At 60.7% G+C, this 15,054-nt stretch carries 10 protein-coding genes; 5 read left to right on the forward strand and 5 right to left on the reverse strand.

Annotation, left to right across the window (positions count from 1 at the left end; all coding sequences use genetic code 11):
- Positions 1 to 122 precede the first annotated feature (122 nt).
- The 3 genes from OA90_RS00685 to OA90_RS00695 form a co-directional block, all read right to left on the reverse strand.
- The gene (locus tag OA90_RS00685; protein WP_068405583.1) at positions 123 to 1,151 is read right to left on the reverse strand and encodes an ABC transporter permease; all 1,029 of its coding nucleotides are present in this window, start codon (positions 1,149 to 1,151) and stop codon (positions 123 to 125) included.
- Positions 1,148 to 3,634, reverse strand: coding sequence for an ATP-binding cassette domain-containing protein (locus OA90_RS00690; protein WP_199823549.1), 2,487 nt, complete (start codon positions 3,632 to 3,634; stop codon positions 1,148 to 1,150). Before OA90_RS00690 ends, OA90_RS00685 begins: the two co-directional genes overlap by 4 nt.
- 104 nt (positions 3,635 to 3,738) lie before the next feature.
- Positions 3,739 to 4,764 carry an ABC transporter substrate-binding protein gene (locus OA90_RS00695; RefSeq protein ID WP_068405585.1) on the reverse strand — a complete coding sequence of 342 codons (1,026 nt, stop codon included), beginning with the start codon at positions 4,762 to 4,764 and terminating at the stop codon, positions 3,739 to 3,741.
- A 230-nt stretch (positions 4,765 to 4,994) separates the two neighbouring features.
- On the opposite strand from OA90_RS00695, the gene OA90_RS00700 reads away from it, so the two are divergent.
- Entirely contained in the window at positions 4,995 to 5,915 is a 921-nt protein-coding gene (locus tag OA90_RS00700) for an SMP-30/gluconolactonase/LRE family protein (protein WP_068405588.1), read from the forward strand.
- A 13-nt stretch (positions 5,916 to 5,928) separates the two neighbouring features.
- Here the strand turns inward: OA90_RS00700 and OA90_RS00705 are convergent, their stop codons facing one another.
- Complete coding sequence (locus tag OA90_RS00705; RefSeq protein ID WP_199823551.1) at positions 5,929 to 6,852, reverse strand: response regulator transcription factor; 924 nt, start codon at positions 6,850 to 6,852, stop codon at positions 5,929 to 5,931.
- On the reverse strand, positions 6,839 to 10,252 hold the full coding sequence (locus OA90_RS00710) for an ATP-binding protein (RefSeq protein ID WP_068405594.1): 3,414 nt from the start codon (positions 10,250 to 10,252) through the stop codon (positions 6,839 to 6,841). The genes OA90_RS00705 and OA90_RS00710 overlap by 14 nt, the downstream gene beginning before the upstream one ends.
- Before the next feature lie 527 nt (positions 10,253 to 10,779).
- Here OA90_RS00710 and urtA point away from each other — a divergent pair.
- The 4 genes from urtA to urtD all read left to right on the forward strand — a co-directional run bounded on the left by urtA (position 10,780) and on the right by urtD (position 15,046).
- Entirely contained in the window at positions 10,780 to 11,958 is a 1,179-nt protein-coding gene (gene urtA / locus OA90_RS00715; protein WP_244274516.1) for an urea ABC transporter substrate-binding protein, read from the forward strand.
- Between the two features lie 213 nt (positions 11,959 to 12,171).
- A complete protein-coding gene (urtB, locus tag OA90_RS00720; RefSeq protein ID WP_068405600.1) occupies positions 12,172 to 13,098 on the forward strand; it encodes an urea ABC transporter permease subunit UrtB in 927 nt (308 codons plus the stop codon).
- Positions 13,099 to 13,108: 10 nt separating this feature from the next.
- Positions 13,109 to 14,278 (forward strand): urea ABC transporter permease subunit UrtC, encoded by a 1,170-nt coding sequence (urtC, locus tag OA90_RS00725; protein ID WP_068405603.1) that lies wholly within the window; start codon positions 13,109 to 13,111, stop codon positions 14,276 to 14,278.
- 12 nt (positions 14,279 to 14,290) lie between these two features.
- Entirely contained in the window at positions 14,291 to 15,046 is a 756-nt protein-coding gene (urtD, locus tag OA90_RS00730) for an urea ABC transporter ATP-binding protein UrtD (protein ID WP_068405606.1), read from the forward strand.
- Positions 15,047 to 15,054 lie beyond the last annotated feature (8 nt).

Here is a 15,054-nt window from a genome sequence, read left to right on the forward strand (position 1 = left end):
CAGTCCTCTTCGATATTCAGGTTTCCTTGCGCGCGAGCCTTCCTGCCGCTCTTGCCACGCGCATCATCCCGGAAGCCCGGCTGGCGTCAAGCCGGCCGGGCGTCGCTCCAGCGCAACTGAAGTCATTGCGAGGCTTGCCCCATCTCGCCTGAAACTTCGGGCGACCCGTCCTCATCCGGCGTCTTCCGTTTGCCCCGGGCCGAACGCTCAACACCGGCCAGTGCAAGCACCAGGATGACGACGACACCCTGAACCATGTTCTGCGTGCCCAACGGCAGGCTCATGATCTGCATCGTGGTAACGATCAGGATCAGGAGGATACTGGCGAACATCGTTCCAAAGGCCGTCGACGAGCCACCGAAAATCAGCGTCCCGCCTACCACGACAGCCGCAATCGACTGCAGAAGGTAGGCCTGCCCCATTTCCAGAAACGCGCCACCGACAAATGCGCCAAGAAACAGACCGGTCAGGGAGGCCAGCGTCGAGGAGATGAAAAACGCGCTCGCCTCGATGCGCTTCACCGCGACCCCGGCAAGCCGAGCGGCATCGCGGCTCTGACCTGTCGCCGACAGTTGTTTTCCATAAACGGAATACCGCAGCACGATCGCGGCCAGCACCACAGTTGCGAACGCGACGATGGCCATGACCGGAAGTCCGCCGATCTTGGCCGTTGCGATGTATCGCAGGGTCGGACTGACGGCGAAGCCCGGGATCGCCCGGTTTGCCAGCAACGTCGCGGTGGCAAGCACGAAGCCGGACGACAAAGTGGCGATGATCGCCGGAATTCCGATGATCACAACAAGGAAGGCATTCACCGCACCGATGCCCAGCCCCAGAAAAAGCGCGGCCAGAACGCCGGCCACGAGATTGGCGTCTTCGCCGCGGATCACGATCAGCGCCACGAAGGCGCTCAGGGTCAGGACCGCCGGGATCGACAGATCGATGTTTCCCCGCCCTGTGGACAAGACGAACATCTGCCCGAGACTGATGAGCGTCAGAAAAGACGCCGACAGGACAACGCCGGAAACACTCGACAGGCTGAACCGGTTTGTCACCACGGACAGGATGATCCACACGATCACAACGGCAATGGCCGACCAGATCCAGCGGTTGCCATGCGTCCAGGACAGGAAACGCTGCACGATGGTCATGATTTACGCTCCCGTGACACCAGGCTTCGCAGCGCCAGCAGGACAATCAGGATAATCCCCTGCGTGGCTATGTAATAGTCGCTGCTGACGTTGAGCATGCCCAGCAACGCGCCGATCAGGGACAGCGTCACTGCGCCGGCCACCACACCGATAGGGGAAATGACACCGCCAAGCAGCAGGCATCCCCCCATCACGGCGGCCGCGACGCTGAGCAGAGTGAAGGAGTTGCCAGCATTGATGTCACTGGCCGTGTTGATGGCTGTCAGCGACAGTCCCGCGACACCGGCGAACACACCGGCGATGAAATAGCGCACGACCGCGAAACGCACCGCCGACCAGCCCGAGCGGATGGCCGATTGCGGATTGTTGCCGAAGCCGCGAAGAACAACTCCCAGAGGCGATCTGTCGATGAGGACGATGATCACTGCGGCAATGGCGATCAGGACCACCGATTTTGGAATCCCCCCGAGCGACCAGGTGACCATGGCTCTCAGCCAGTCGGGGCTGGTCCCGCCGGGCGTCGGCTGGATTGTGAGCCCCAGCCCCGCCCAGATGAACGACGCTCCGAGCGTCACGACAATCGCAGGAATTTTGCGAACCTGGATAAGCGCCCCCATGGACGCATAGAGTGAAATCGTCAGCAGGATCGCTCCTGCCCCGAGCAGCGGGTTCGTATAGAGCACCGTTGCCGCGAGAACGCTTATGAGCCCGGCGAACGCGCCGACACCGAGATCGATCTCGCTGCCACCTATGATGAACATCTGCGCAGCCGTGACCAGCACCAGCGAAAGTGCCGGCAGCAGCAGCAGATCCATGCCGAAGGTGGAGGCAACCCGGGGGTTGAGTGAAATCATCGCGGTCAGAACCAGTGCAAGCCCGATGAAAGGCGCCGCATCAACAAGGCGCGTCGCCCACGCGGCGGCGGAACTGCGGGCCTGGGTCTGTTCGGCCTTGCTCTCGCGGGCATGCGCGAAGGACGCGCCGACGATAGCTTCTTCGGAAATTTCCTCGCCCACAAGTTCCCGCACGATCTTTCCGTCGGAAAAGACAAGCACGCGATCGGCGGCAAGCAGTTCGGCATCCTCGGTCGTGTACCAGATGAGGATGCGCCCTTCCTTGGCCGCGTTGTTGCAAAGCTTGTAGAAATCCTGTTTCGTCGCCACATCGACGCCGCGCGTCGGATCGTCGAGCAGCAGGATCGGCGTATCGGCGGCAAGGGCCCGCGCGACGAGCGCCTTCTGCTGGTTGCCGCCGCTCAATTCCAGAATGTTCGAGTTGAACCGCTCCTCGTCCAGGCCGAGCCGTGCCGCGTGATGCGCGGCTTCCTTGCGCTCTTCAGCGTCGGAGACGAACCCCAGCGGGAACCGGCCGGCAATGCGGCCGATGCTGATATTCGCCAGGACGTTCCACTGAGAAAACACCCCTTCCTTCTGCCGGTCGCCGGCTATGAAGCTGGCGGCGGCATCGCGCTCCACATCGCGGTTCCTGCCGTGGGGAGCGAAGACCGCATGAAGCAGTTCACGCTGACCGTTGCCTTCCAGACCTGCCAGACCGACGATCTCCCCGTGGCGGATCTCGACGGGATGACCTATGGGCTCGACCAGGCCGCCCGTCAGTCTGATCACACCTTCTCCTGCTTCCTGTTTGCTTTCGACAGCATGCTGGTGAATGACATTGACGTCACCGCCCATGAGTTCGACGAGATGCTCGATCGTCGCTTCGCGGGCTGCCCCCTGCCAGGCGAGCCTGCCGTTGCGCAGCACCACAACCCTGGTTGCTATGTCGATGATATCCTCGAGCTTGTGACTGATGAAGATGAAGGCCATGCCTTCACTCGCCTTCCGGCGCACGAACTCCCTCAGTTGCATCGAGCGGGTCTGGTCGAGGGACGATGTCGGCTCATCCAGAACGATCAGGCGAACCCCGGGCGTGGCCGCCGCCCGGGCGATCTCGACCATTTGCCGCTCGCTGATGGACAATCGTCCGACGTTGTCGTCAACCCTGAAGGTGATATCGGGAAAGACGTCATCGAGAGCGGTTGCGGCACGCGCGCGATGCCGGCCGCGCCAGCCGGGCACCGGAAGCATGCTGTCCGGCGATTCCAGAAAGAAGTTCTCCGCGACCGAAAGGTTGGTGCAGAGCGAAAGCTCCTGATGCACCATCCGGATGCCGCGCGCCTGGGCCGCGGCCGTGTTGTAGCGTTCGAAATCGGTATTTTCTCCATCGAAGGCAATCGAGCCCGAGGTGGGTGTCACCGCGCCGGAAAGAATTTTCATCAAGGTGGACTTGCCCGCGCCGTTGCCACCGACCAGTCCGAGAACCTCACCCGGATTGATGACGATATCGATATGGTCGTTGGCCCGCGTCGGACCGAAGTCCTTGGTGATGCCGGCGAGCGCAACACTGCCGGCGAATCCGTTTATCGCCTGCACCGGTGCCGGAGAAATTTCCGACAGCGACACGGCTTCAGTATTCTTGATCAAGGATGCCTCCGGAATGGCCGCACAAGGGGCTCTGGAAGTCTGGCCGGCCAAACGGATTTGGCCGGCCAGACGCGCTTGAATGCTTGGTTGGAGTTCTGCCGGCTTTATTTCACCAGGTTCTCTTCAACCCATTCCGGAGAATAGGACGGACTGATAATCCGGCCGCTCGGAAGGTCGCTGTAGGATTCCAGGTTATCGGCATTGACCGTTGCCACCGGCATGATCATTTCCTTGGGGGCTTCGGCACCATTGAGCATTGCGAGGCCAAGCCAGAAGACCGCACCGCCAATTCCCGGCGTGGTGTTCATGGACACGGTCTGATAGCCCGTCTCCTTGTTTTCCTCGACCCACCATTTGACGAAGTCGGTACCACCACCGCCTTCAATCACCGGCATGTTGCCGGCATATTCGCCGCCATACTGCGAAAACGCCTGCGCAATGCCGACGTCGTCACTTCCGCCCTGCGCCAGAACCGCATCGATGCGTGGCAGGCTCGGCAGAACGTTGGTAATCGCCGCCTGGGCGACCGACGCGGTGGCCTGACCAACGACCACAGCGGCGACATTGATGTCCGGATACTCCTTCAGGACTTCGTTCTGGGCCGCGAACATGGCTTCATCGGGAGCGGACCCAGCCACACCACGGACCTGAATGATGTTTCCTTTGCCTCCGATGAGATCAAGCGCTGCGCGTGCCTGCGCCATCTTGTAGCCCTTGAAATCGAAATTGAGCTGGTAGTTGCACGGCGCAGACGCAATCGAGTCGAATGACACGACAATGATGCCGGCTTCGCACGCCTGTTCGATGACGCCATTGACCGCTGTTTCAGACGCGGCGTTGACTGCAATCATGTCCACACCGCGCAGAATGAGTTCCGCGATGGCGCTGTTCTGAGCAGCGACCGATCCATCGCCATTCATCACGATAAAGTCGGAGATCAAACCGTCTTCTTTGGCTTCGGTAGCGGCTCCCTCGAAAGCCTCAACCATCTGATGGCGCCACGTATTGCCGTAATAGGCATTGGACAGCGCGATAACCCAGTCACCCTCTGCCGCGGTCGCCGGCATTGCGTTGACGGCCGCAAGAGCGACACCCGCCAAAGCGGCGGTGAAAGTTCTCTTGAATACCATTTGTTTCCTCCCTCTACATCCGGTATCTATTATCTGGTATTCATCATACCAGTAGATATGTATACCAGTTGGCCAATTAATGTGCAAGCAATTCAAGCTGTTCGGAAGTGTGCAATAACGCGGCGAACATCGGCATTTCCGAGGCGGCGAACGCGCCCCTGTAGATGTCTCCCGGCCATGTCTCCGCCGGGCGGAAACAGCCGGTCGGCAAGCAGAGGAAGGCAGGTTCCATGATAATTTCAGAGGGTGTCGGATTCGAAGTCATCGAACAGGAGTACAAAATGCTGTTCGCGCCGCACATTCACGTCGAGCGGCTATGGACTGGCGCCAGGTGGTGCGAAGGTCCGGCCTGGTTCGCAGCCGGACGCTATCTCGTCTGGTCCGACATTCCCAACAACCGGATGATGCGCTGGGACGAAACGGACGGATCGGTGTCGGTGTTCCGCGCACCGTCAAATTTCTCCAACGGTAACACGGTTGATCGTCAGGGCCGTCTGGTCAGCTGTGAACATCTTACCAGACGGGTGACCCGCACCGAACATGATGGTTCGGTGATCGTGCTGGCCGACAGCTTTGAGGGCAAGCGGCTCAACTCCCCCAACGACGTCGTCGTATCTTCCGACGGAAGCATCTGGTTCACAGATCCGTTCTACGGGATCGCCACCGACTATGAGGGCAAGGTGTGTCCGCTCGAGCAGGACGGATGCCACGTTTACCGGATCGATCCGCAGGGCGGTATAGACCGGGTGGCTGATGATTTCGTCCAGCCAAACGGTCTGGCCTTTTCACCCGATGAACGCTTTTTATATATCGCCGACACGGGCATCACCCACCAGGAGGACGGTCCCGCCCACATCAGGCGGTTCGAGGTCGGCGAGAACGGCAGGCTGTCAGGCGGCAGCGTATTCGCGACAAGCACGAGCGGGCTTTACGACGGTTTTCGGATCGACCGGGAAGGACGGGTCTGGACAAGTTCCGCCGAAGGCGTCCACTGCATCCGGCCGGATGGGGTGATGATCGGCAAGATCCGGATCCCGGAGATCGTCGCCAACGTCACCTTCGGCGGCGCCATGCGAAACCGGCTGTTCATCTGCGGCACCACATCCCTTTATTCGGTCTATGTGTTCACCAACGGCACAACGCCGGGATAGGCCCCCGCCGGGTCTATTGCTCCAGCAGCTTTCTCAGGGACAGGATGGCCGCCGACGTGCGGTTCTCGACGCCGAGCTTGCCGAAGATGCGGTCCAGATGCTTGTTGACCGTCCTCGGGCTCATCTCCAGGATCGCGGCGATTTCCTTGTTCGACTTGCCGTTGGCGATCCAGCTCAGGACTTCCGCCTCGCGTTCGGTCAGATTGAACGCCGCCTTCAGCACATCCGACGGCTCGCCCCCGGAGACTTCGACCACCCTTAAAAGGTGCTCGGAGTTGCTGATCACGCCGGCATAGCTGAACCTCAACTCCCGCCCGGACATGCTGGCGACGGTGTCCCGCCCCATCTGCGGCGCCTTGCCGGAATCGAGCAAAAGCTGGCGCAGCCACTCGATCGTCGACACCGGAAGTTTTCCGCCGATGACGGATTCGCCAACCGGGTAGCCTTCGATCAGTTCAAGTGCCTGAGGCGTTGCCCAGCGGATGTTCCCGGACAGATCGACCGACAGCAGGAACCGGCCGGACGCGTCCAGCGCCACATGGGCGCTGTGGGAATTGCGGGCATTGGCGACATGCACCCGCAAGCGGGCGATCAGTTCCTCCGGGTTGACCGGTTTGGTAATGTAGTCCACCCCACCTGCCTCCAGACCACGGACGATATGCTCGGTCTCGCTCAGGCCTGTCATGAACAACACCGGCACGTCGCGCAGCGCCTCGAAGGCCTTCAGCCGTTTGCTGGTCTCGAAACCGTCGAGGTCGGGCATGACCGCATCCATCAGGATAGCGCTCGGGGTGACCTGCCGGACAATATCGAGGGCTTTCCGTCCGTCCCGCGCCACCAGAACCGTGTAACCGGCTTCCTCCAGCGCATCCGTCAGCATGCCCAGAGAGGACGGCGTATCGTCGACAACCAGCACAGTCTCGCTAAGAGCATTCATGATCATGTCCGAGCCTTTCCAGGAGTTTGTCATATCGGGTCAGGTCGAATTCGCGGATAAGGTCGCGCATGTGGGCAACGAAGCCCGCCGCATGCGGCTCATGTGCCTCGATGTCGTCCAGCTTGGCCCGGATGCCGCGCATGTAGCCGATGCTGCTGAGCTGTTTCAGCATTCCGAGGCTCTCCTCCGAGGGCAGCGCGGCGCTGTCGAAGTCCGCGGGTCCGGCCGGCGTGTCGTCCTGCAGCACTGTCCGGCTCTGAGGCTCATCCGTGCGCCAGACAAGCTTCAGGGCCAGATGCAGTTTCTCCAGAAGATCGTCGAGCCGCACCGGCTTCACCAGATAGTCGTCGTGATAGATCCGGTGCAGAGGATCGCGGCCGCTGTCGTCCGCATTGGCTGAAATCATGATGATGACCGCATCGCCGTGCCCGCTTTCGCGCAGCTTGCGCGCCAGCCGCCAGCCGCTCATGCCCGGCATGCTGATATCCAGAAGGAAGGCGTCCGGCTGCTCGGTCCCGGCCATCTCCAGACAGGCCTGGCCACCCGGAGCCATCAGGACCTTGAATCCGAGCGGTGTCAGGACATCCCGGATCAGCGTCCTCTGCGTGGGATCGTCATCGACCACCATCACCGTCTGGACCGGCCCCTGATAGCCGACAATCCGCTTTTCGGAGCGAACCGATCTCGCCGGAGCCTCGGCGGCACTGAGCAACATACGAACCTTGAAACGGCTGCCCCTACCCGGCTCGCTCCGCACCTGGATGTCGCCGCCCATGATCTCGCTGAGCAATTTGGTGATGGTCAGCCCGAGGCCGGTGCCGGGGACGGACAACCTGCCCTCCTCCTCGATCCGCTCGAACGGGTTGAAGATCCGCTCCAGATTTTCCCGGGCGATGCCGATGCCCGTGTCGATAACCGCGAATTCGGCTACCTGGCTGTGATAGGTCACCATAAGGGTGACGCTGCCGGAATCGGTCCATTTGATCGCATTGGACAGCAGGTTTATCAGGACCTGGCGCAAGCGTTTGTCATCGCCGAACACATAGACCGGCAGGTTCGCGGCGGGTTCGAAGTTGAACTGCAGTGCCTTGGCGTCGGTCTGCAGGCGGAACATGTCAACGATCTGAGCCAGGAATTCGTGCAGGTTGAAGCGCTCGCGGTAGATCGTCAGGTGCCCGGCCTCGATCTTGGAAATGTCGAGCAGCCCCTCGATGAGACCGGCCAGATGGTCCGCCGAATGCTGGATCACCTTGACCGCATCGCGCCGGTGCACCGGGATGGCGGGGTCCTTGCGCATCAGTTGCGCATAACCGGCGATCGCATTGAGCGGTGAACGCAGTTCGTGGCTGATTCCGACCACGTAGCGGCTCTTGGCCTGATTGGCGGACTCGGCCACCTCCTTGGCTTTCTCCAGCTTCGCGTCCGTGCGTTTGTGCGCCCTGATCTCGCGCATCAGAAGGCTGGTCTGACGCCGGGTTTCCTCATTGGCGAACTTGCGGCTTTCATGCACAAGCACAAACAGCCAGGTCATCACGCCCGAGATCACGAGCAGAATGAAAAACACTTGCGTCAGCGCCCGGCCAATGCCCTCGCGGCTGTCATCCGAGCCGAGCATGCTCGCCTCGACATAAACCAGCGACAGGATCGCGCCGAGCGAAACGGTGACAACCATCATCACCGACAGATAGATACCGAGGCGCGAACTGATCCACCCCGCCACGTCTTTCGGCAACAAGGCGTGCAGCAAAGCCTTCACCTGGTCGCCGATGCGCGCATTTTCCTTGCAGTCATCCTCGCAGCGCGCGTCCAGCGAACAGCACAGCGAGCAGATCGGACCGGCGTAGACCGGACAATGGGCCATGTCCTCGCGCTCGAAGGTATGCTCGCAGATGCAGCAGCGCAGGGACAGTTTCTGCGCTTCCGCCCCTTTCGCCGGAGCTTCCGGCTGACGGGCGATGTAATAGCGCCCCTTGGTGGCATAGGCGATCAGCGGCGCCAGCACGATGGCCACGATCAAGGCGATATAGCTGGCAAGCGCGTGGGCGGTCTGGCCGAACACGCCGGAATAGGCCACCAGCGCGGTCAGGCTGGCGATGGTCATCGACCCGAGCCCGACAGGATTGATGTCGTAAAGGTGGGCGCGTTTGAATTCGATATGAGGCGGGCTCAGGCCGAGCGGCTTGTTGATCACCAGATCCGCGAAGAGCGCGCCGATCCAGGCGACCGCCACCACGGAATAAAGCCCCAGCGTGCGCTCGAGCGCCTTGTAGACACCGAGCTCCATCAGCGCGAGGGCAATCGCCACGTTGAACACCAGCCAGACCACCCGGCCCGGATGGCTGTGCGTCAGGCGGGAAAAGAAATTCGACCAGGCGATCGAACCTGCATAGGAATTGGTGACGTTGATCTTGATCTGGCAGACGATCACAAAGACACCGGTCAGTGCGATGGCCACTTCAGGGGTCGTCGCCCGGGTGAAGGCCACCAGATACATATGCGTCGGCTCGACAGCCTTGTCCGGACTGAGCCCGCTCTGCAGCGCGACCACCACCAGGAAGGATCCGAACAGCAGTTTGATGGCGCCGATCACGATCCAGCCAGGCCCCGCCGCCAGCATGGCCAGCCACCACTTGAGCTTCTGCCCCTGCCGTTTGCGCGGCAGAAAGCGGAGGAAATCCACCTGTTCGCCGATCTGCGCGATCAGGGAAAACAGAACGGCGCTGGCGGCCCCGAACAGCAGAAGGTCAAAGCGGCCTCCCTCGTCGCCGTAGCGGCCGGAGAAATTCTGCCAGTCCTCCAGCGGCGCCAGGCCCTGCCAGGCCAGAAACGCGAACGGCAGGAGCTGCAGGACGATCCAGACCGGCTGGGTGTAGATCTGCAGGCGGCTGATAAGCGTGATGCCATAGACCACCAGTGGAATGATCACCAGTGTGCAGACCAGATATCCGATGTTCAGGGGCACGCCGAAAAACAGTTCCAGCGCAGTCGCCATGATAGCCGCTTCCAGCGCGAAAAAGATGAAGGTGAAGCTGGCATAGATCAGCGAAGTCACCGTCGAGCCGATATAGCCGAAGCCGGCGCCACGGGTCAGAAGGTCGATATCGACGCCGTATTTGACCGCGTAGAACGAGATTGGCAGACCGGTGATGAAAATGATCAACCCGACCACGAGGATCGACGAAACCGCGTTGGTGAAGCCGTAGTTGTACGTGATGGAAGCCCCGATGGCCTCAAGGGCGAGAAAGGAAATGGCACCGAGAGCGGTATTGGCAACCCAGACCGGGGACCAGCGGCGCGCGCTCTTCGCGGTGAAGCGCAGAGCAAAGTCTTCCAGGGTCTGATTGGCCACCCATTGATTGTAGGTCCGACGCAAGCGGACCACCCGCTGATGACTTGGCATTCACCCCACCCGACCTTCCGATCACCCCGACGCGGAGCCTATCGATTGTGCACCGCAATCATCATTCATGTGCAGAGCGCTTATTCTTCCGGCATTCCCGCCAGAATAATTCTGCACGCACGCAGTCTTGTGATTTCTAGCAATATTCATGCCTATTTGATTGTATTCATCAGAAATCAATCTACGGTTTGAGAATTCAATATTTACTCCCGCTATCCAACCTAGAAAGGTCGCAAAACTTCTTCTCGAAACTTGCGCTTTTATCGCAAATATTCTTTGTGAAAAGCTTCACAAACTTTGAATTCTTTCACACATTGCCCCCTCCGGAAATAAGTCAATTAACCCACAGCAACTGACGCATTGCGGCAGTGCACAAATTCAGACGAGCCTTGAAACATGCAGAGACGCCGTCCGGCACTCTGCTTCAACCTCAAACACGGAGGGGTCCAAGAATGCGACGTCTGAAAGACTTGATTGAACACCGGCTCTCACGCCGGTCTGTCCTGACGGGGACGGCCGCTGCGGCAATGCTGGTCACTGCGGGCGCCATTGCGCCGGGGCACGCCGATGACGTGAACACGACCGGTCTCGCGGTCACCGAAGACACGGTGAAGGTCGGCATCCTGCATTCCGTCACCGGTACGATGGCGATTTCCGAAACCGGATCGGTGCAGGCCGAAAAGCTCGCGATCGAGCAGATCAATGCCATGGGCGGTGTCCTCGGACGCAAGATCGAATACATCCAGGAAGACGGAGGCTCCGACTGGCCCACATTCGCTGAAAAAGCCAAGAAGCTTCTGGTAAGCGACAAGGTCGCTGCGGTCTTCGGCTGCTGGACCTCCGCATCGCGCAAGGCCGTCCTGCCGGTCTTCGAACAGTACAACGGCATGCTCTACTACCCGACTTTCTACGAAGGCCTGGAGCAGTCCCCGAACGTGATCTACACCGGCCAGGAAGCCACCCAGCAGATCCTCGCCGGCATCGACTGGGTCGCCAAGGAAAAGGGCGCCAAGAGTTTCTACCTGCTCGGCTCCGACTATATCTGGCCGCGCACCTCCAACAAGATAGCCCGCAAGCACATCGAGAAGCTGGGCATGAAGGTTGTCGGCGAGGAGTACTATCCGCTCGGCCACACCCAGTTCAACTCGGTCATCAACAAGATCAAGCTGAAAAAGCCTGACGTGATCTATGCGATCGTCGTCGGCGGCTCCAACGTTGCCTTCTACAAGCAGCTCAAGGCGGCCGGCATCGACATGACCAAGGAAAAGCCGGTTCTGCTCACCATCTCGGTGACCGAAGACGAAATCCGCGGCATTGGCGGGGAAAACATCGAAGGCGCCTATGCCGCGATGAAATACTTCCAGTCCCTCGACAATGAGAACAACAAGGAATTCGTCAGCGCCTTCAAGGAAATGTGGGGCGACGAGATCGTCATCGGCGACGTGACCCAGGCCGCCTATCTCGGTCCCTGGCTGTGGAAGGCAGCGGTCGAAAAGGCCGGCAGCTTCGACATCGACAAGGTGCGTCTGGCATCTCCGGGCATCGAACTGACCACGGCACCGGAAGGCTATGTCCGTGTGCATGAGAACCATCACCTGTGGTCGAAGACCCGCATCGGCCTCGCCAAGCCCGACGGCCAGTACGAGCTGGTCTATGAAACTGCGGACCTGATGGAGCCGGATCCCTTCCCGGAAGGCTACCAGTAAGCCCAGGCCCAGGCTGCCTTTCCCGATCCGCCCCCGTTGAGGCCAGGGGGAAACTCGGGAAAGGCCCTGCCCGCCGCCACGGCGGGTCACACTCGGGGGCGTTGCGCGCATGCAGCCCGTGCAGCGCCCCAATCCGACACCGTTCCACACTTTTTCCCGCAAGAGGGGCGCAGGGTTCAGTCAACCCGGCCCCGCAGCATGGAGACGCGCGCAATGTTCGCCGACTACACATGGACAGAACTCGGGTCCATTTTCGCCATGCAGGGCTTTGCCGGACTGATCCTGTTTTCCGTGTTCGTCCTGATGGCCCTGGGCCTTGCAATCATTTTCGGCCAGATGGGCGTCATCAACATGGCCCACGGCGAGTTCATGATCCTCGGCGCCTATGTTACCTATCTGTGCTCGAACTTCGTCGAAGCGTTTGTTCCCGCGCTGTTCGGCGTCTACTTCTTCTTCGCCATGATCCTGGCCTTTTTCACCGCCGGCGCGCTGGGAGCGCTGGTGGAATGGTCAATGATCAGGCATCTCTACCGAAGGCCTCTCGACACGCTGCTGGCCACCTGGGGCCTCAGTCTCATCCTGCAGCAGGCCTACCGGTCGATTTTCGGCGCCCGCGAGGTCGGCGTGACCCTGCCCGACTGGCTGCTCGGGTCCGTACCCCTCACCGACATCATCGAAATCCCGATCAACGGCATCTTCGTGATGGTGCTGACACTGGTGATCGCGGTCAGCGTCTATTTCCTGATGTTCCGCTCGCGCACGGGCATGCAGTCCCGGGCGGTGGTGCAGAACCGGGTGATGGCAGGCGCCGTCGGCATCAACACTGAGAAAGTCGACCGCATGACCTTCGCGCTCGGCTGCGGCATTGCCGGTGTGGCCGGCAGCGCCTTCACCATGATCGGCTCCACCGGACCGACCGCCGGCCAGCTCTATATCGTCGACACCTTCCTGATCGTCGTCTTCGGCGGCGCGGCCAGCCTGCTCGGCACCATCGCCTCCTCCTTCGCCATCAGCCAGGCCCAGTCGACCATGGAGTTCTTCCTGTCCGGCTCGATGGCCAAGGTACTCACGCTCCTGACCGTGGTCGGCATTCTGATGCTGCGCCCGGAAGGTCTTTTCTCCGCCAAGATCCGTCGCTGAGGAGGTTCTGATGATCAACCTGAAATCCTTCATGGCGCGGCAGGACGTCCTCGCCCTTCTTATCCTGGCCGCGTTGCTCTTCGTCGTCATGCCGATGTCCATGGATATTTTCCGGCTCAATCTGATCGGCAAATATCTGACCTACGCCTTCGTCGCCATAGGTCTGGTGCTGTGCTGGGGCAAGGGCGGTATCCTCAGTCTCGGCCAGGGCGTCTTTTTCGGCCTCGGCGGTTACTGCATGGCCATGTATCTGAAACTGGAATCCTCCACCCCGGAGGCAACCGCCATTCAGTCGACGCCCGGCATTCCGGACTTCATGGACTGGAACCAGATCACGGAACTGCCCTGGTTCTGGGAACCCTTCAACAGCCTGACCTTCACCCTTGTGGCGATCCTGGTCGTCCCGGCTCTGTTCGCCTTCATCATCGGCGCCGCGATGTTCAAGCGCCGGGTGGGTGGGGTCTATTTCGCCATCATCACCCAGGCAATCGCGGCGATCCTGACAATCCTGATCATCGGCCAGCAGGGCTACACCGGCGGCGTCAACGGCATCACCGATCTGAGGACCCTGAAAGGCTGGGACATCCGGTCCGATGATGCCAAGTACGTCCTCTATTTTCTCAACGGCGCGCTGCTGCTCGGCGTTCTGGTGCTGTGCCAGTTCGTGTTGAAAAGCAAACTCGGACGGCTTCTGGTCGCCCTGCGCGACAAGGAGGATCGGGTCCGTTTCTCCGGCTACGACGTGGCCAACTTCAAGATCTTCGTGTTCTGCTTCGCCGCCGTCCTGTCCGCCATCGGCGGGGCGATGTTCACCCTTCAGGTCGGCTTCATGTCCCCCTCTTTCGTCGGCATCGTCCCCTCCATCGAGATGGTGATCTTCTGCGCGGTCGGCGGCCGCCTGTCGATCTTCGGCGCGGTCTATGGAACGCTGTTGGTCAACTGGGCCAAGACGACCTTTTCCGAGACCTTCCCTGAGCTTTGGCTGTTCGGCCTCGGCGCGCTGTTCATCGCCGTCGTGCTGGTATTCCCGAACGGATTGTCCGGTCTCTATCGCAGCTATCTGGCCCCTCATGTTGACCGCTGGATCTTCCGCAAGCCACCGGAGGGAGGCTCCTCCGGGGCGGATCCCCTCGACACACCGGCATTCGAACCCGAACCCGCCGCCAGGCCGGCAGAGTAGGAGCGCATAGCGATGAACACCGTCACCAACAACACGGACTTCCTGCTCGCCATCGAGAACCTGACGGTTTCCTTTGACGGCTTCAAGGCGGTCAACGACCTCAACCTCTACGTCGACGAGAACGAGATCCACGTCATCATCGGCCCCAACGGCGCCGGCAAGACCACCGTGCTCGACCTCATCTGCGGCAGGACAAAGGCGACAGACGGCTCGATCAAGTTCCGCAACAGGGAACTGACCGAGATGCGCGAACACGAGATCGTCCGCGAGGGGGTCGGACGCAAGTTCCAGAATCCATCCATCTATGAGGACCTGACGGTCTTCGAAAACCTGGAACTCTCCTTTCCGCGCGGGCGCAGTGTCTGGGGCGCCCTGTCCTTCCAGCGGGACGCGGAGGTGACAGGACGGGTTCGCGAGATTGCCGAAATGGTGTTTCTCGACACGCTGCTGGACATGCAGGCGGCCCTTTTGAGCCACGGCCAGAAACAGTGGCTGGAGATCGGCATGCTGCTGATCCAGGACCCGGAGCTTTTGATGCTGGACGAGCCTGTGGCCGGCATGAGCGTCTCCGAACGCAAACAGACCGCGAAACTCCTCAACGAAATCACCAAGGGCCGCTCCGTGATGGTGGTCGAGCATGACATGAAATTCGTCGAGGACATCGCCCATCGGGTCACTGTCCTGCACCAGGGCAAGATCCTCTCCGAGGGCTCCATGGCCAAGGTGCAGTCGGACCCGAAAGTCATCGACGTCTATCTCGGTCATTAGGGGGCAAT

Origin of the sequence: Labrenzia sp. OB1 (assembly GCF_001624695.1) — a bacterium.
Classification (GTDB): domain Bacteria; phylum Pseudomonadota; class Alphaproteobacteria; order Rhizobiales; family Stappiaceae; genus Roseibium.